We start from the raw sequence: 17,661 nt of genomic DNA, 5'->3' as shown, positions 1-17,661 counted from the left end.
TGAAAGGCAGAACAAAAGAAACCAATAACAAAGAATTTTATGGGAGTTGCCTCCCTGTTTTGTTTCAACGATAGGGATAATAAGCAAGCAGGCAGAGGATGACTTCCTCCACCCTTGGAAAAATATCGGGGGAGTAGAAAGGCGTAGAAAAATGAATTAGAGATGATTTTGTATGCTAGATCACTAAATATGGGGGTAGGAGAGGCTGAATAGGAGCCAAACCTTTGCACAAAGTGTTAATGTCATCATAGTTCAATAGAGGTATGCTATTAACTAGCAAACAAAAAAAATTTAAAATTAAAGTATTATTGAGACATAGAATTAATTTACTATTGATATATAGATGGCGTCGACATTTGTTCGACAGACCTTTTAGCTCGAAGTTCGCAAAAAGCTAACAATTTCTAAAAAAAGAATTAATAATGACAGACACTCGCTCCCGCCCTCACCCATTAGGGGCAACACTAGATAGCAATGGATGTAATTTTTCCATTCATGCTCCCAACTGCCCTGACATATCTTTAGCTTTATTTGCTAGCGATGATGAATATGAGTTGTTTCCGCTAATCAATGAGTATGCAGGTATTAGACATATCTACATTCCAGAAGTGAAAGCTGGTCAAAAATATGGTTATGCCATTACAACACTTGATGGAGAAAGCCTGCTTTTATCAGACCCATATGCACGCTCACTAGATAAGCCATTGCATTACGCAACACCTTATTCTAGCGAAAAAAGCTGGGGGATGAGTAAATGTGTCGTGATCGACCCGGCTTTTGACTGGCAAGGAATAAAGCCCCCTAGGATCCCAAGGGAAGAGACCGTATTATTTGAAACTCACGTAAAGGGTGTATCAAAGCTAAACCAAGACCTAAACGATTCAAAACGAGGTCGGTATTTAGGTTTGTCTAGTCGCTCAATGCTGGATTTCTATAAAAAACAGAATATCACCACACTTCAACTTCTGCCTGTTGCTGCCTGCATGCATGAAGAACACCTGCTTAATATGGGAAAAGTGAACTATTGGGGCTACAACCCCTACTTATTTATGGTTCCAGATCCTAGATATGCAAATGACGATGCAGTAATAGAACTAAAAACAGCTATCCGCGAATTACACCGTAATGGTATCGAGGTTATTCTTGATGTTGTTTACAATCATACCGCGGAAGGCGGAGAAGGCGGAGTCGTCTTTAATCTTAAAGCTCTAGATCCACGTAACTACATTAAACATGGTCCCCACTATGCCAACTTTACTGGCTGTGGTAACACAACAGATTTAATGCATCAGCCGATGTTAAATCTGGTTATGGATTCAATGAGATACTGGGTCGAAGAGTTTCATGTTGATGGCTTCCGCTTCGATTTAGCAGCAACATTAGGTAGAAATGGCGACAGCTTTAACTACCACTCACCGTTTTTTAAGTCGGTGGCACAAGACCCTGTATTGAGAGATGTAAAACTCATTGCTGAACCATGGGACATTGGTCCAAACGGTTATCAGGTTGGTGGGTTCCCTGATGGTTGGAATGAGTGTAATGACAAGTTTCGAGATATAACTCGTAGCTTTTGGCGTGGTGATGAGGGGTATCTAAAAGAGTTCGCAACGCGGATTATGGGTTCGAGAGATCTCTATAGTGCAAGTCGTTGGCCTCAAAAGTTAACCATCAACTATATTACCTACCACGACGGGTTCACGCTTCAAGATCTTGTCTCATATAGACACAAGCACAACGATGCGAATGGTGAGCACAACCATGACGGACACGGTGATAACCGTTCTGATAATTATGGTGTCGAAGGCGATACAGACAACATGATGATCAAGGCGGTGCGCGAAAAACAAAAGCGCAACTTTATCGCTAGCCTGTTATTTGCTTTTGGTATCCCTCATATTATGACGGCAGATGTACTATCTCATTCTCAAAATGGTAATAATAATGCCTATTGCCAAGATAGCCCGCTGAGTTGGATTAACTGGCGTTCATGTAATCGCATCGACTTATTTAAAGAATGGATCAGCGATATGTTAGCGGCACGCCAACAATATATGGTTCCTTTCGTCAGGGCGTTTAGTGGTGAACAGCGTAACCAAAACCGAGTCGGTTGGCGCAGAGCTGACGGAGAACATATGGAGCATGATGACTGGAATAGCCTAAATTCTGTAGCTCTGCACCTTGGTATTGAACAAGATGGTGATGAACTGATATACCTAATCAACCAATCAACCGCACCGGCTCGTTTTAAACTACCAAATAATTACGACCAAAACTGGTTTACTATTTGCGATACAAGTATGGATAAAGTGGTGCACAGTAAGGTAAACAATGATGTATTAATGGCCCCAATGTCGCTGGCTATACTACACTCAACTGCAAAGTAACCTGCTATCAATTACATATAACCATTTGATAATAAATAATTTTAAAGGCTAAGTGAACTCACCTAGCCTTTTCTGTTTTATCCTCTAGGCAAAAACACTTCGCCCAACATGCAACGAACGCTACCCCCACCAATATTCTCGATTGTCGATACATCAAAAGGAAGTAATTTACCGTGAGTCGATAACTGGCTTTTTTGGACTGTAGTAAAGGCATTAAATGCCGACAATGACATAGCAATGAGTTTATCTCCATTGGCATTTTCCAATTGAAGAATATTGCCACAAAATTGGTTCATCTGTTCTAATGAAATTGAGATGACTTGTTTGTCTTTTGCTAACGATTTAAGTACAAATCGGCGCTCAAATTCAGGGATAAGTTCATCACAAATGACACAAAATGATTCCCCAACAGCCATCATCACATTGGTGTGATAAATCGGTTGACCAGAAGGTAATCCAGTTTGAAATGAAATGACACGCTCATAACCGACTCTTTGTGCATACTCTTCTAAAACTTCTCTATCACAACGATGAGATAATGCGGCGTAGATTATACGATTGACATGATCCATAACCATCACACCCGTACTTTCTAAATAAGCATCGTTCTCAACAAACGAAACCAAAGACGAATTCGAAGTGACTTTGCGTCCTGAATTCGATAGTGATTTAACCAAGGCTTCTGGACGAACCTCTAATTGACGATTTTGACACGCCATAGGAAAAACAAATAATTCGCCTGTTGGCGTCGTGCTAAACCAATTATTTGGAAAAACAGCGTCTGGAGTCTCTTTTTCGGATACGGGGTAGTCAAATTCAACAACCTGAACCCCTTCTTCACGCAGACTGACGACCATAGATTTAAACTCAGCCATCGCATTATCACGAACCTGTTGCTCACTTAATTCAACCTTATGTTGAAACTCATTATCTTGTGCGGTTTCGGCGTTATAACGAAACTCTTTCGGTGGCACCATTACCACACAATTCGCATTTTGAAGTGAACGGACACCTTGCAAGCATTCCTTTGATTGAGTTGAGTTCATTTCATAATTATCCATCTAATATTCGTTCATTAGATTGTAAGTAGTATGTTAAATCTCAATTAACTGAAATAGGGCCTTTTTACACAGCGAAACTATGTGATTTTACTGCAAATAACAAAAATTTCCGTTATTAACGGGTATATACCGTACTCTAGCAGTATTCTACCAACGCATATTTATTCATTTGCAGTGTTCCTAAGTTCAATGGGATAACTGAGTTGCGTAAACAATGCTTATAGGTAAGCATATTTGCTACTCGAATATGCTTTTTTAAACCGGACTTTAAAAATCGTGTTCTTTTTTTATTCTTTAGGTTAGTGTGTGATGAAATAGAAACCCATCTATTTTTCTACTATCTATTCTCTTTATCGTAGACAAAACAATAACAAGATGGGATAAGGACGATCGAATGTACAAGTTTTTTGAAGGCCTAACTAAAGCCTTCCCAAACGAAGAGCCAACACAACCACCAAAGACAGTTTTTGCTTTTTGCCGGCACTATACCCGTGGTTTTGAAATACCACTGCTATTAATGGCATCTCTAAGCACCATTGTCGCAATTATTGAAGTCTCACTCTTTGGTTTTATGGGTCGCCTTGTTGATTTGCTTTCAAGCAGTAACCCCGAGACTTTTCTTGACGAAAATAGCGGTGTACTTTGGGTTGTTGGCCTCGTATTACTTCTCGTAATGCCGATACTTGTTACCATCTATTCTCTCCTTATTCATCAAAGCTTATTAGGCAACTATCCGATGTCAATTCGTTGGATGGCCCATCGGTATTTATTGAAGCAAAGCCTCTCCTTTTATCAAGATGATTTCGCAGGCCGTGTAGCGACTAAAGTAATGCAAACTTCCCTCGCTGTGCGTGAGACGGTAATGAAAACCGCCGATGTTTTCGTTTATGTCATTGTCTACTTCACTTCAATTGTCGTGATGCTGGCTCAGGCTGACTGGCGCTTAATGCTTCCGATGTTGGTCTGGTTAGCCGCGTACATAGGCATACAAATTTATTTTGTTCCCAAATTGAAATCTGTTGCTTCCGAGCAAGCCGATGCTCGGTCAACCATGACAGGACGAATCGTCGACAGCTACACAAATATTGCAACCGTTAAACTCTTTTCTCACAGTAAAAGAGAGACCAAATATGCCGAAGAAGGTATGGATGGCTTCTTAGATACCGTCTATCGACAAATGCGTTTAGTCACTGGCTTCAACATCAGTGTAGAGATAGCCAACTATTTCTTAGTCTTCTCTATCGCTGCTATTTCTATTTTCCTTTGGATGGAAAGCGCTATTACCATCGGAGCTATCGCAATTGCTATCAGTTTGGCATTGCGAATTAATGGCATGTCTATGTGGATCATGTGGGAAGTTGGTGCGTTATTTGAAAACATGGGTACCGTGGTAGATGGAATCTCCACTCTTTCAAAACCCATTGATATAACAGATAAAGAAGGCGCTAAGCCTCTAGCTGTCAAAAAAGGCCGCATCGAATTCAATAACGTAAGCTTCCACTATGGTGAAAAAGATAAAGGAGTCATCAGCCACTTGAATCTGAATATTAAACCAGGTGAAAAAGTTGGGTTAGTAGGTCGCTCCGGTGCGGGCAAATCAACGCTCGTTAATCTATTATTGCGCTTTCACGACGTAGAAAGTGGCCAGATTAAGATTGATGGACAAGTAATATCAGACGTCACCCAAGATTCACTGCGTGCCAATATTGGAATGGTGACTCAAGATACCTCTCTTCTACATCGTTCTATTCGTGAAAATATCCTCTATGGCAAACCAGATGCGAGCGAAGAAGAGATGCTAAAAGCCACTGTTCAGGCTCAGGCCCATGAATTTATTGATACCTTAACAGACCCACATGGAAACAGCGGATATGACGCTCAAGTAGGTGAACGAGGCGTTAAACTTTCCGGTGGACAACGCCAACGTGTCGCTATTTCAAGAGTACTGCTAAAAGATGCACCACTGCTGATTTTAGATGAAGCCACTTCAGCATTAGACTCAGAAGTAGAAGCAGCGATTCAGGAAAGCTTGATAGAACTGATGCAAGGTAAGACCGTTATCGCTATCGCTCACCGCCTGTCAACCATCGCTGCGATGGATAGATTAATCGTATTGGATAAAGGTCAAATAGTAGAACAAGGTACACATCAAGAGTTAATTCAAGGGAGTGGTATCTATGCTCAACTTTGGGCGCATCAAACTGGCGGTTTTATTGGTGACGAAGACAATGATAATTAAACCAGATTAGTTGCTTAGTTTAATAGCGACCTTAGTGGTCGCTATTAAACTACAGATAGAAATATCAGCAATTAAATCACTTCACATCTATTCCTTTACTCTCTAAAATCTCGCTCAATCCTAATTTGAACATCACATTCTTGAGCACAACATGAATAAAAGCCTTATCACCAACATTATTGCATTAAGTCTTCTCGCTGCCGGCTACCAGCTTAATAATCAAGTATTACTGTACGCTGGTCTTTTTGCTTTCTCTGGCGCAATCACTAACTGGTTAGCGGTACACATGCTGTTCGAAAAAATCCCTGGGCTCTATGGTTCCGGTGTTATTCCCGCTCGATTTGAAGAGTTTAAGGTTGCGATAAAAGGCTTGATGATGGAGCAATTTTTTACGAACGAAAATATTGATCGCTTTCTAACACAAGAAATTGCTGGTGGAAATAAGCTTGATTTAGAACCCGTACTCAATAGCATTGACTTCGAGCCCACCTTTGAATCGTTGGTAGAGGTGATTGCTAACTCATCATTCGGTGGCATGCTTGCGATGGTTGGTGGCACTGAAGCACTTATGCCACTTAAGCAACCCTTTGTAGAAAAAATGCAACAATCAATAATAGACATAAGCCAAAGCGATGGGGTTAAAAAGGCACTCAAAGACCAATTTGAGCAACCTAAGATGATGGCGGAGATCCAAGAAAATATAGAAAATATAATCGATCAACGCTTAAACGAACTCACACCAAAGCTAGTGAAACAGATGGTTCAAGATATGATCAAACAACATTTAGGGTGGCTGGTTGTCTGGGGGGCGTATTTGGTGGTCTTATTGGAATCATCTCCTCGTTTATCGCTTAGATTCCTTTCTACATTAATATCACACTTAAAATATTACATAGTAAGCCCCGGCAACGACTTGTTGTCGGGGCTTTAGTTATTAGATGTTAGTTACTCATTTTCACTCTGTCGCGTCTGGTTGGGTTTTTCACCAAACAAGCGTTTATAGTCTTGACTAAACTGACCCAAATGAAAAAAACCATGGTCAAATGCGATATCGGCAATCGTTTGATTGTCTGTATCATTTAAAAGCGCACGCCTAACCTGGTTAAGCCGAGTAATCTGAATGTACTGCTTGGGAGACATATCGCAACACTGGGTAAACGTATACTGCAGCGTACGTCGACTTACATGCACGGCGTCACATATCTCGCTTATAGTCACCGGAGATTTCAAGCGTGACTCGGTTAGATAACTTCTAACTCGTTTCATAATGTGCTGGCGTTGATGAGAAGCTACCTGATGTACCGGTGATACTGGTTGCGCCTGACTAAAAAGATCCAACACAGCATCTTTAAGGATAACCTCTTGGGTATCACTGCTCCAACGATTACCTTCAGGTTGCAACAGTAGCGAAAGATATTCTCTGAACATCATAAGTGTTCTTGGTGAAATATTCTCTAGCCAAAGATCATCACAGGTCTGGTTAATGAGTATTTGTTCATGTTGGTCTGTACCCTGTGTAAACAAACTTTTATGCAACACCAAGCCAAAGATAGAAAACTCGTCGGGAGTGAGTAACTCAAAATCTTTACTACCGGGACGGCATAAGAATTGATTGTTGGTCGCCTGTTTATTATTAATGCGACAGCTTTTGTTGTTTGCGCTAAACCCCAGCCATAATCCCCCTTGCTCTACTCGGCACTGCTGCCTTAACCCTCGGTTTGTATCTTCACGAAACACATGCATATGCGGGAAATTAATTTCATTGATCACGCCGAGAAAACGCCCCTGACCTAATTGGTCATACTCTTGCTGCCAATTAATCAGGTTTGCCGCTTGATGATTTGCATCACTAGAGTGAAGCGTGCACAACAATGGATCGTTACTAGTTAATGTATGTTTCTCCATATCTCTTATCCTTGTCTCGGCGAATGTACCAATACAGGGCATGACCTTACTTATATTATTGTTTTATATAAAATTTCTATCTTTGCCGATTTTTGATATAGGTTAGGAACAGATATCGCATTTCTAAAACAAAGAGAATTTAAACTTAGAAAGAGCAAAAACCGAACCAAGTAAAACGTTTTGCTTTTCAAGTTAACTAAAGTCGTTTTATGGCAACGGTAACGCTGTGATTAGCTTTACCCCCTCTGACAAGCTTTGTTCTTGTGAGAAACCATACGCCTTAAGACAGTTCAGAGATAAGGAAATGTAATGCCCGGTTTCATTGTTGCCTACGTAAAATATGTCGATTTATTCAATCGTTGTATCGGCCGATTTATGACGTATGGAATATTCCTGATGATTGGAGTACTTATGTGGTCCTCTATCTCAAAAACCTTTTTTATGCCATCACTTTGGACTCTAGAATCCGCCCAGTTCATGATGGTCACTTACTATATTCTCGGTGGTGCATATGCCATCCAGTTAAATGCCAATGTGCGGATGGACCTCTTTTATGGTGAATGGTCGGTAAAACAGCGCGCTTGGGTGGATGCATTTACCGTCTTTTTCCTTCTATTTTACTTAATTGTGCTGCTCTATGGGGGGCTAGAAAGCACACTATATTCATTAGAATATAGCCAGCGCAGTAGCTCTGCGTGGCGCCCACTATTGTGGCCTATTAAAGCAATTATGTGCGTAGGATTTTTTATGATGATCCTACAGGCCATCTCACAGTTTATTAAAGATATTGCAATTATTCGCGGAGTAGAAATCAAATGAGTTATGGCATGATCGCAACAATGATGTTCTCGTTAATGATGTTGCTAATGGCAACAGGTCAACGAGTATTTGCTGCTATAGGGGCCGTCGCATCCATCGCTGCTATTATGCTTTGGGGTACCGGCGGTATAGAGATACCCTTTACTTCAGCCATGAAGCTAATGAATTGGTATCCAATGCTCACACTACCCATGTTTATTTTTATGGGCTATATCCTTTCGGAATCCAAAATCGCCGATGATTTATACAAAATGTTCCACGTCTGGATGGGGCCAATGCCTGGAGGGTTGGCTATTGGAACCATCGGACTTATGGTGCTCGTTTCAGCGATGAATGGCCTTTCTGTAGCAGGTATGGCGATAGGTGCAACCATTGCACTTCCTGAATTACTTAAGCGAAATTACGATAAGAAAATGGTTACTGGGGTCATTCAAGCTGGCTCCTCACTTGGCATACTAGTCCCCCCTTCGGTAGTCTTAGTTTTGTATGCCATGATTGCTCGCCAGCCTGTAGGGCAACTTTGGTTGGCCGGTATCATTCCTGGTTTAGTGATGGCTGTGCTATTTATTGTTTATATCGCCGTTCGCTGCCGTATCAACCCAAGTTTAGGCCCGACCCTTAGCGAAGAAGAACGCAATGTGCCGATGGCAGAAAAACTGCGCCTACTAGGTGCAGGAGCGCTACCACTTGGTATCTTCGCAGTGATGATGATTCCATTTGTTAATGGCTGGACCAGTCTGGTCGAAAGTTCAGCGATTGGAGCTATGGCGGCACTGTTAGCCGCTATCCTCAAAAAACGAATGACAAAAGTTGTGTTCGAGAACTCTGTACGCAGCACTCTGGCTATTTCTTGTATGTTTATGTGGATCATCCTTGCTGCATTAGGTTTTGGTGCCATCTTTGATGGATTAGGCGCAGTAAAGGCAATAGAACATCTGTTTACCGAGCAACTGGGACTTAGCCCCTGGGCAATACTGATTCTAATGCAGCTATCCTTTCTCATCATGGGAACCTTCCTTGATGATACTGCGATGCTAGTGATTGTCGCTCCTCTTTATGTACCACTTGTACACGCACTTGGCTTTGATCTTATTTGGTACGGTGTTCTTTACACTATCACCTCCCAGATCGCCTATATGACACCGCCATTCGGTTACAACCTATTTCTAATGCGTGCCATGGCACCACCGGAAATCACATTACGTGACATCTACGGCTCAGTCGGCCCCTTTGTTGCCATTATGGTGTTTTCACTCATCTTAATTATGGTTTTTCCAAACCTAGCTATGTGGCTACCAGAATATGTTTATGGAAAGTAGGAATTCTCCTCTTTTCATAGTTAATAAATGACAAATTTTAAGGCGGACAAAGGTCCGTCCGCAAGTAATCCATTGGAGGGATAACAATGAACTCAAGACGTAATTTTTTAACTGGCGCTGCCGCACTCGCCGCAGGTACTATGCTGGCTCCAGCAAAAACATTTGCTGCTAGCCCTAAGATAAAGTGGCGTATGCAAACCTACGCAGGACCCGCATTAGCAGAGCATGTGGTTAAGCCCGCTATCGAAATGTTCAATCGCATTGCTGGTGAAGAAATGCAGATAGAACTTTACTTTGCCGATCAACTTGTACCAACAGGAGAACTGTTTCGTGCTATGCAAAAGGGCATAATCGATGCGGTTCAATCGGATGATGACTCTATGGCATCCCCTACAGAAGTAACTACATTTGGTGGATATTTTCCATTTGGTAGTCGCTACTCGTTAGACGTGCCCGTTCTGTTCAACCAGTATGGTTTGGATGAAATTTGGAAAGAAGAATACGCTAAAGTCGGTGTTAAACACATCTCTTCCGGTGCATGGGATCCATGTCATTTTGCGACAAAAGAGCCGATTAATAGCCTCGAAGATCTAAAAGGCTTAAAAGTATTCACGTTCCCGACAGCAGGCCGTTTCTTAGCTAAGTTTGGTGTAGTTCCTGTTTCTATCCCTTGGGAAGATGTTGAAGTTGCCCTACAGACTGGTGAACTAGATGGTATTGCTTGGTCAGGCATCACGGAAGACTATACGGTTGGTTGGTCGAAAGTGACAAACTACTTCCTTACCAACAACATTTCAGGTGCGTGGATCGGTTCTTTCTTTGCCAATATGGACCGATACAACGAGCTTCCAGATCATCTTAAAGATCTACTTGCACTCTGTATGGACAGCTCCCACTACTATCGTCAATGGTGGTACTGGGGTGGTGAAGCGAAACTACGCGTTGAAGGAAGTGATATGAAACTAACCTCCATTCCTGATGCGGAGTGGGCGACCGTTGAAGCGGAAGCACACAAATTCTGGGATGAAATAGCAAAAGAATCTCCAACGAAAGCGAAGATTGTCGAGATATTCAAAAAGTATAACTCAGATATGGAAAAAGCAGGCAGACCATACCGTTACAGCTAAGGCGATAAACAACAGCGGCTATAGCCGCTGTTGTTCTTATCTGAATAAATGACCAAAGGGAAAGCTATGACCGCTACATATCGCTGGCAGCAGGGAGACAGGGTATACATCTTCAATTCACTTGCAGAAGTGATGGCAAAAGCAACACCAGCACGATCTGGCGATGCGTTAGCAGGAGTAAGTGCCGACACAGCGGAACAGAGAGTAATCGCTCAAATGACTCTAGCGGATCTGCCGCTTAAAACCTTCCTCAACGAAGCTGTTATTCCCTACGAGTCCGATGAGATAACACGACTGATCATCGATAGTCACGATACCACTGCATTTGATCCGATTTCTCATATGACCGTAGGTGACTTTAGAAACTGGCTACTAAATGCAGATACCGATGGGGAAACATTGGCGAAAATTCGCCCCGGTTTAACACCCGAAATGGTCGCAGCTGTCAGTAAGATCATGCGCAATCAAGACCTCATATTAGTTGCAAAAAAATGCCGTGTAGTCACTGCATTTCGTAATACTATTGGATTAAAAAATCGACTATCCACACGTTTGCAACCTAATCACCCCACCGATTCATTAGATGGTATTGCGGCGACCATTTTCGATGGCTTAATGTACGGCAGCGGCGACGCTGTAATAGGTATTAACCCCGCAACAGATAATGTCACTCAAACCATCAAACTATTGTCTCTTATTGACGAGGTTATTCATCACTATCAGATCCCAACTCAGTCTTGTGTACTAACTCATGTCACCAACACCATTGAAGCAATAGAGAAAGGTGCTCCAGTTGATCTGGTTTTTCAATCTATAGGTGGAACTCAAGGTACCAACGAGACGTTTGGCGTAAACCTAAATGTATTGAAAGAGGCACAGGAGGCTGCACTCTCTCTCAACCGGGGAACGGTAGGCAACAATGTGATGTATTTTGAAACAGGACAAGGAACAGCACTTTCTTCTAACGCCTATTTCGGAGTCGATCAACAAACTTGTGAGGCGAGAGCTTACGCTGTCGCCCGTCACTTTGATCCCTTACTTGTGAACACTGTAGTAGGATTTATAGGGCCTGAATACCTATTTGATGGGAAGCAAATTATTCGCGCCGGCCTAGAAGATCACTTTTGCGGTAAGCTACTCGGACTACCGATGGGGTGTGATATCTGTTACACCAATCACGCCTATGCCGACCAAAATGATATGGATAACCTCTTAACCTTACTGGGTGTGGCCGGCTGTTCATTCATCATGGGCATTCCCGGTTCAGACGATATTATGCTTAATTATCAAACGACTTCATTCCACGATGCCTTGTATGCACGCAAAGTACTCGGCCTTAAGCCCGCACCAGAATTTGAAAACTGGCTTACAAAAATGGAAATATTCAAAGATGTAGGGCAAGTACAGCTAAACAAAAGCCTTGCTAAACCCTTTAGTAAATCACTATCTTTACTACAACAGGAGGGCTAATGAGCAAGCTTTCTGAAAAAAACACCTCTAATAGCGATCGACTGATAATCAAGAACCCGTGGCAGAGCTTAAAACAATTTACCTCTGCGCGTATCGGACTGGGTCGGGTTGGGAACAGTATACCGACTAATGAACTGTTAGCCTTCCAACTCGATCATGCAAGAGCGATAGATGCCGTGCACAAAGCACTGGATGTTAAAGCATTGCTTGAACATCTTAGCACGTCACAACCACTATATAATGCGACACCAATGAATCCTATTGTGCTCGATAGCAAAGCAAGAGACAGGATGGAGTACCTACAAAGACCAGACCTTGGACGTCAATTGAGTGATGCTTCTTGGCAACAACTGTTGGAACAACGTTCAGAAGTTGACGCAAAATATGATTTAGCGATAGTAGTGGCTGATGGACTTTCCTCCACTGCAATTCAAAATCACGCAGTTCCGCTGCTGGATAGATTGGTTGAAAAGCTGGGAACAGATCCTAAAAATAACTGGTCTCTCGCGCCGCTGACCATTGTGTCTCAAGGTAGAGTGGCTATAGGTGACGATGTGGGTGAGTGCCTAAATGCGAAAATCACCATGATACTCATTGGTGAAAGGCCAGGGCTGACATCCCCCGACAGCATGGGTATTTACATGACTTGGGCGCCGAAGCGCGGCGCAAAGGAGTCTAGCCGAAATTGTATCTCCAATATACGCCCTGAAGGTCTCGGTTATGATGAAGCAAGCAACAAAGCGTTTTATCTTCTTAGTGAGTCCATCAGACGTCAGATATCCGGTATTAAACTAAAAGATCGTTCATCTGACAATGAAGATAATGATGCACTGGAATCATCAACCACCACAAGCCACTTTCTTATCTCACCATAGGATTAATTCGTCCCAAAGTGCCTCCCAGCTTTTAACTAGCAGTTCTAATTTGGATAAGGTTAAAGGGCGTTACTATTTACATTCGTCAATATTCAACTGGAACCAAAAAATCTCGTCATTCTGAATCTGTGCTATGGTTCATATACTTAGTCGCTATGTTCGGTCTGGTTAAACTGATCGATACAAACTGACTGTCATTCTGGAAGGAAGCTCATTATGTTAATTACATTTAGCTGCACTGCATATGCAAACGTCACCATGTTTGGCGATGTGGGACTACAAATGCTCAAAATGCTTGGCCATAGCGGCAAAGTACCTGGGGCCATTTTAGCCGCTGATATTCCTGACGCATTAATCCAGTTAAAGACATCCATTGAAAATGAACAAAACATCACTGCCCCCAACGAATCCGAAGAGAATGAAGATGACATCAAAGAAGATACGGTCAGTTTGATGAATCGAGCCTTTCCTTTAGTTGAACTGTTCACTGCCGCACAAAAAGCAGAGTGCAATGTAATGTGGGATTACACTGACTAGAAGGGGTAAAGAATCGTCTGATGTTGAGTTCAGTGTTAGTGATATATACTACTAATAGTCAAACGATTAAAAGGATTTTAGTATGGTGGCCGAAGCGAGAGAAAAATTAATCAACAACGGATCACACTGTATGGATATGAATAATCGACAAAATGCCGTTCAATCATTAGATTTAAGTGGCTCTATTATTGATGTAAATCCTGCTTGGTTAAAGTTAACCGGCTATAAAAAAGAGGACGTCCTAGGAAGACATTTTGTTGAGTTTCTTCATCCTGATTCTCTACTATGCGTGGATAACCACTTCCCTCAACTAAAAGACTTTGGTTACGTTAACGATGTGCAATTAAAAATTAGAACTAAAAAAAATGAGATTTTGTCAGTTAGCCTAAATGGAACATCAAAGTACAGCTCCAATGGTACATTTGAAAGAACCTTTTGTGAGTTATCCCTAAACTCATCAAGTTGCGCAACAACTACTGAAGTTTTAGCATAGCGGCTCTTAGCTATTCTACTTTATCACCATAAAAAACAAAAAACTCCCTAGTATGAAATACCAGAGAGTTTTCAACTTAATTATTAACCTTGAGACGAACTACGTTAATTCAGTTGGTTAGTCGATAGCTGAGGTTTTTCAACTTCCGTCAATAAACCTTTAATCAGGCACACACAACCCAACAGAAGAATTATCGTAAACGGCAATGCAGCAATAATGGTGATTGATTGCAGAGTTTGAATAGACTCAGTGCCACCAATCCACAACATAAGCATAGCAATAGCACCAGAAATAACAGCCCAAACGACTTTCTGTTTGACTGGTACTTCTAACTTACCACCAGCGGTCATGCCATCAATAACGATAGAGCCCGAGTCTAAAGTTGTCACAAAGAAAACGATAATCAATGCAACAGCGATGACGGATAGAACATTTCCGAACGGATAGGCATCTAACATATAAAATAAGCTTAGAGAGACATCCGCAATTCCTTGATCAAGGCCTAATTGCCCTACCTTATCTATCACCTGTTGAATAGCAACACCACCGAAGACCGACATCCAAGCCGTTGTGACCAATGTCGGGATAAGTAATACGCAAAGAATAAATTCGCGAACGGTACGTCCTTTAGATATGCGTGCTACGAACATACCAAAAAGAGGGGCATACGCTACCCACCATGCCCAATAGAAGACAGTCCAACCGTGTAGCCAAGTGGTATCATCACGACCAGTGGTTTGACTTAACGGAAGAATGTTTTTTACATAACCCGTCAAAGCGGTAACCAATGAATCGAACACTGTAGTGACATTCAAAATTGCAATAAGACCAAGAAATACAAACGCAATGATCATATTCAGGTTGCTTAGAAACTTAACACCACCATTCATGCCGCGCATAACAGAAACCGTCGCCAAACCCATTATCAATATTATAATGGATTGCTGAAGGTAGATATTGTTTTCAATTCCGAAGACATGGCTGATACCGCTTGCCGCTTGTGCGCCACCCAAACCAAGAGAAGTCGCTAGACCAAACAAAGTAACTAATACCGTTAATACGTCAATCAAGTCACCAGTTTTCCCCCAAGCTCGATCACGTAACATTGGGTAAAACACAGAGCGCATTGAGAGTGGTAACCCTTTATTGTAAACAAAGTAGGCAAGGCTAAGCGCGGTCATACCATAGATAGCCCATGCATGTAGGCCCCAATGGAAGACCGTTGCGCCTAATGCCAATTCACGACCGGCTTCTGTATAAGGTTCTGCATTAAGTGGTGTTCCATACCAGTTCGTAAAGAATGCCGTCGGCTCGGCAACTCCCCAAAAAATGAGTCCAATACCCATTCCAGCAGCAAATAACATCGAAATCCAAGATGTTTTCGAATAATCAGGAGTAGCCTGCTCGCCACCTAAGCGAATTTTACCCAAAGGTGAAAACGCTAAAATCACGGCGAAAACTAACAGGATGTTGGCTCCCCACATGAAGAGGAAATCAAAATTTGACAACGCAGCACCCTTAATGAAATCAATAGCTGCTTTTGCATCTGCTGGTGGTAATGCGAGAAGAGTGACAATGAAGAGAATAGATAAGCCGAGTGAGGTTATGAAAACTGTGTTATGGACGTCCATACCCCATTTACTAATGTTATCTTGACCAACTTGATAATCTGTAGATTCAATACTGTACTTTTTTGATTTTAAAACCATAAATTATGATGTTCACATATCCGAATGAACGGATATAAAGACCAACTCCATATGCAATTACTACTTGATTGGCTAGCCTCACCATAAAAAACAAGGTAATGGTGATTAATGGCTTTAGCTCAACCCCAAGCGGCGCATTCTAACACCGAATAGCGTTCCCTTATTTGATGTTAACCATTAGCTTGAATGTTTCTCTGTTTACCCAAAAAGGGAATTTGCAAAATAATGGGTTCCATAATCAAAAGGACTGGTAGAGATATCGTTATATTGTTGCTGGAATCAACTCTTTCAGAGACGTTCAAATAATGGTAGAACTATCACTCTAGTTCAAAATTTATTAGCACAAGGATAGTGTAATGGCCCAACAGTACTTCCCGATTTTTGGTGACACACACCCGAAAGAGAATTGGGTGCCAATCGATCTTTCCGAGCAAAATCCTAAATTGCACTTCATTAGAACCAGTGAACCTGATTATTTAGATAAGTTTGTTAATTCGCATTTCAATGAATCGTATACCGTCGCTATTGGTGGTTATAGGGAAAAAAGAGCAACCTATCGCAATGCAGCTCACTTTTCAGATCTACCAGCATCCGAGGTGAGAGATCGCCATCTTGGCATTGATCTTTGGGTAGCCGCTGGAACACATGTCTACGCACCACTTGAAGGGATTGTACACAGTTTTAACTATAACGATTTACCATTCGACTATGGCCCAACAATCATTCTAAAACACACTATTGATAATGATGAATTCTATTCGTTGTTTGGTCACCTCTCTCTTGACTCTATAGAAGGATTAGAAATAGGACAGATAATCTCACGTGGACAAGAATTTGCTCGTATCGGAGACAGGACAGTAAATGGCGGCTGGCCACCTCACCTACATATTCAAGTGATGCGAGATATGTTTGGGTGGAAGGGGGATTTTTACGGAGCAACGAGTGAAAAAGATCAGGCCAAATTATTTGCCAATTGCCCAGATCCTTCATTCCTTTTAGGCTTGTCAAAGCAAAATTTGAAAATATCTCAACCAGCATCGACTTAATTGGACAATGAAATGAAACAAAAACAACTATTTATCTTTGATATGGATGGCGTTCTTCTCGACTCTGAACCTTATTGGAGAAGAGCCCAAATTGAAATGTTGGGTCAATTTGGTATATCGATTAATGCTGAAGATTGCATTAAGCACACTATGGGTAAGAGAATTGACGATATTTCATTGCTCTGGATAAATATGTTTAAACTGGACGCCAACCCAGAGCAATTCGCAAACCAACTTCTAGAAAAAACCGCCCTTCTAATTCGCTCTCACGCTATAGCAAGAGATGGAATTTATACATTAATAGACTTTCTACAATCAAATTCGTATCGAATAGCCTTGGCTACCTCTTCTAGCACACCAATTATCTCAGCTGTTTTGCATAAACTTGAAATAGCACATGTATTTGAAATCGCATTAAGTGCAGACGAAGTAGATAATGGTAAGCCATCACCTGATGTGTATTTAGAGGTATGTAGGAGACTAAATACCTCAACTAAAAACACCATCGCCCTTGAAGACAGCTTAACCGGTGTAAGGTCAGCGGTTGCAGCACAGATTACAACGATTGCGATTCCAGAAATTGTCAGTAATGATTTTGAAATCGCTGATTTTGTCGTGAAAAACATAACGGATGTCATTAACGTGCTTTCTTCTTAAAAAAAACAACACGTATTTTA

14 protein-coding genes and 1 pseudogene are annotated in these 17,661 nt (G+C 41.7%); 12 read left to right on the top strand and 3 right to left on the bottom strand.

The window, feature by feature from the left end:
* Nucleotides 1-422 precede the first annotated feature (422 nt).
* The gene (glgX, locus tag PGX00_RS19270; RefSeq protein ID WP_272139603.1) at nucleotides 423-2,384 is read left to right on the top strand and encodes a glycogen debranching protein GlgX; all 1,962 of its coding nucleotides are present in this window, start codon (nucleotides 423-425) and stop codon (nucleotides 2,382-2,384) included.
* A 77-nt stretch (nucleotides 2,385-2,461) separates the two neighbouring features.
* Here the strand turns inward: glgX and PGX00_RS19265 are convergent, their stop codons facing one another.
* Nucleotides 2,462-3,430 (bottom strand): arginine deiminase-related protein, encoded by a 969-nt coding sequence (locus PGX00_RS19265; protein WP_272140921.1) that lies wholly within the window; start codon nucleotides 3,428-3,430, stop codon nucleotides 2,462-2,464.
* A 409-nt stretch (nucleotides 3,431-3,839) separates the two neighbouring features.
* Between PGX00_RS19265 and PGX00_RS19260 the strand changes: the two genes are divergently transcribed.
* Both PGX00_RS19260 and PGX00_RS19255 read left to right on the top strand, forming a co-directional pair.
* Nucleotides 3,840-5,684 carry an ABC transporter ATP-binding protein gene (locus PGX00_RS19260; RefSeq protein WP_272139601.1) on the top strand — a complete coding sequence of 615 codons (1,845 nt, stop codon included), beginning with the start codon at nucleotides 3,840-3,842 and terminating at the stop codon, nucleotides 5,682-5,684.
* A 151-nt stretch (nucleotides 5,685-5,835) separates the two neighbouring features.
* Nucleotides 5,836-6,539, top strand: a pseudogene (locus PGX00_RS19255) (DUF445 domain-containing protein).
* A gap of 90 nt (nucleotides 6,540-6,629) precedes the next feature.
* Here PGX00_RS19255 and PGX00_RS19250 read toward each other — a convergent pair.
* A complete protein-coding gene (locus PGX00_RS19250; protein ID WP_272139599.1) occupies nucleotides 6,630-7,589 on the bottom strand; it encodes a helix-turn-helix domain-containing protein in 960 nt (319 codons plus the stop codon).
* A 309-nt stretch (nucleotides 7,590-7,898) separates the two neighbouring features.
* Between PGX00_RS19250 and PGX00_RS19245 the strand changes: the two genes are divergently transcribed.
* The 7 genes from PGX00_RS19245 to PGX00_RS19215 all read left to right on the top strand — a co-directional run bounded on the left by PGX00_RS19245 (nucleotide 7,899) and on the right by PGX00_RS19215 (nucleotide 14,229).
* On the top strand, nucleotides 7,899-8,408 hold the full coding sequence (locus tag PGX00_RS19245; protein ID WP_272139596.1) for a TRAP transporter small permease subunit: 510 nt from the start codon (nucleotides 7,899-7,901) through the stop codon (nucleotides 8,406-8,408).
* Nucleotides 8,405-9,727, top strand: a complete 1,323-nt coding sequence (locus PGX00_RS19240) for a TRAP transporter large permease (RefSeq protein ID WP_272139594.1) — start codon at nucleotides 8,405-8,407, stop codon at nucleotides 9,725-9,727. The genes PGX00_RS19245 and PGX00_RS19240 overlap by 4 nt, the downstream gene beginning before the upstream one ends.
* Before the next feature lie 86 nt (nucleotides 9,728-9,813).
* Nucleotides 9,814-10,854: a TRAP transporter substrate-binding protein gene (locus PGX00_RS19235; RefSeq protein ID WP_272139592.1), complete on the top strand. Its 1,041-nt coding sequence runs from the start codon at nucleotides 9,814-9,816 to the stop codon at nucleotides 10,852-10,854.
* 66 nt (nucleotides 10,855-10,920) lie between these two features.
* On the top strand, nucleotides 10,921-12,324 hold the full coding sequence (locus PGX00_RS19230) for an ethanolamine ammonia-lyase subunit EutB (protein ID WP_272139590.1): 1,404 nt from the start codon (nucleotides 10,921-10,923) through the stop codon (nucleotides 12,322-12,324).
* Nucleotides 12,324-13,199 carry an ethanolamine ammonia-lyase subunit EutC gene (eutC, locus tag PGX00_RS19225; protein WP_272139588.1) on the top strand — a complete coding sequence of 292 codons (876 nt, stop codon included), beginning with the start codon at nucleotides 12,324-12,326 and terminating at the stop codon, nucleotides 13,197-13,199. Before PGX00_RS19230 ends, eutC begins: the two co-directional genes overlap by 1 nt.
* 216 nt (nucleotides 13,200-13,415) lie before the next feature.
* Nucleotides 13,416-13,736, top strand: coding sequence for a DUF1840 domain-containing protein (locus PGX00_RS19220; RefSeq protein WP_272139586.1), 321 nt, complete (start codon nucleotides 13,416-13,418; stop codon nucleotides 13,734-13,736).
* Between the two features lie 82 nt (nucleotides 13,737-13,818).
* Nucleotides 13,819-14,229, top strand: coding sequence for a PAS domain-containing protein (locus PGX00_RS19215; protein ID WP_272139584.1), 411 nt, complete (start codon nucleotides 13,819-13,821; stop codon nucleotides 14,227-14,229).
* Nucleotides 14,230-14,333: 104 nt separating this feature from the next.
* On the opposite strand, the gene PGX00_RS19210 is transcribed toward PGX00_RS19215, so the two are convergent.
* Nucleotides 14,334-15,938: a BCCT family transporter gene (locus tag PGX00_RS19210; protein WP_272139582.1), complete on the bottom strand. Its 1,605-nt coding sequence runs from the start codon at nucleotides 15,936-15,938 to the stop codon at nucleotides 14,334-14,336.
* Between the two features lie 356 nt (nucleotides 15,939-16,294).
* Here PGX00_RS19210 and PGX00_RS19205 point away from each other — a divergent pair, with 356 nt between their 5' ends.
* Both PGX00_RS19205 and PGX00_RS19200 read left to right on the top strand, forming a co-directional pair.
* Nucleotides 16,295-16,984 carry a peptidoglycan DD-metalloendopeptidase family protein gene (locus tag PGX00_RS19205; protein WP_272139580.1) on the top strand — a complete coding sequence of 230 codons (690 nt, stop codon included), beginning with the start codon at nucleotides 16,295-16,297 and terminating at the stop codon, nucleotides 16,982-16,984.
* A gap of 12 nt (nucleotides 16,985-16,996) precedes the next feature.
* The gene (locus tag PGX00_RS19200) at nucleotides 16,997-17,641 is read left to right on the top strand and encodes an HAD family hydrolase (RefSeq protein WP_272139578.1); all 645 of its coding nucleotides are present in this window, start codon (nucleotides 16,997-16,999) and stop codon (nucleotides 17,639-17,641) included.
* The last annotated feature ends 20 nt before the right edge of the window (nucleotides 17,642-17,661 follow it).

This window comes from Vibrio algarum (assembly GCF_028204155.1).
Classification (GTDB): Bacteria; Pseudomonadota; Gammaproteobacteria; order Enterobacterales; family Vibrionaceae; genus Vibrio; species Vibrio algarum.
The sequence above is the reverse complement of the archived record's forward strand: the minus strand, read 5'-3'. Positions and strand labels throughout refer to the sequence as shown.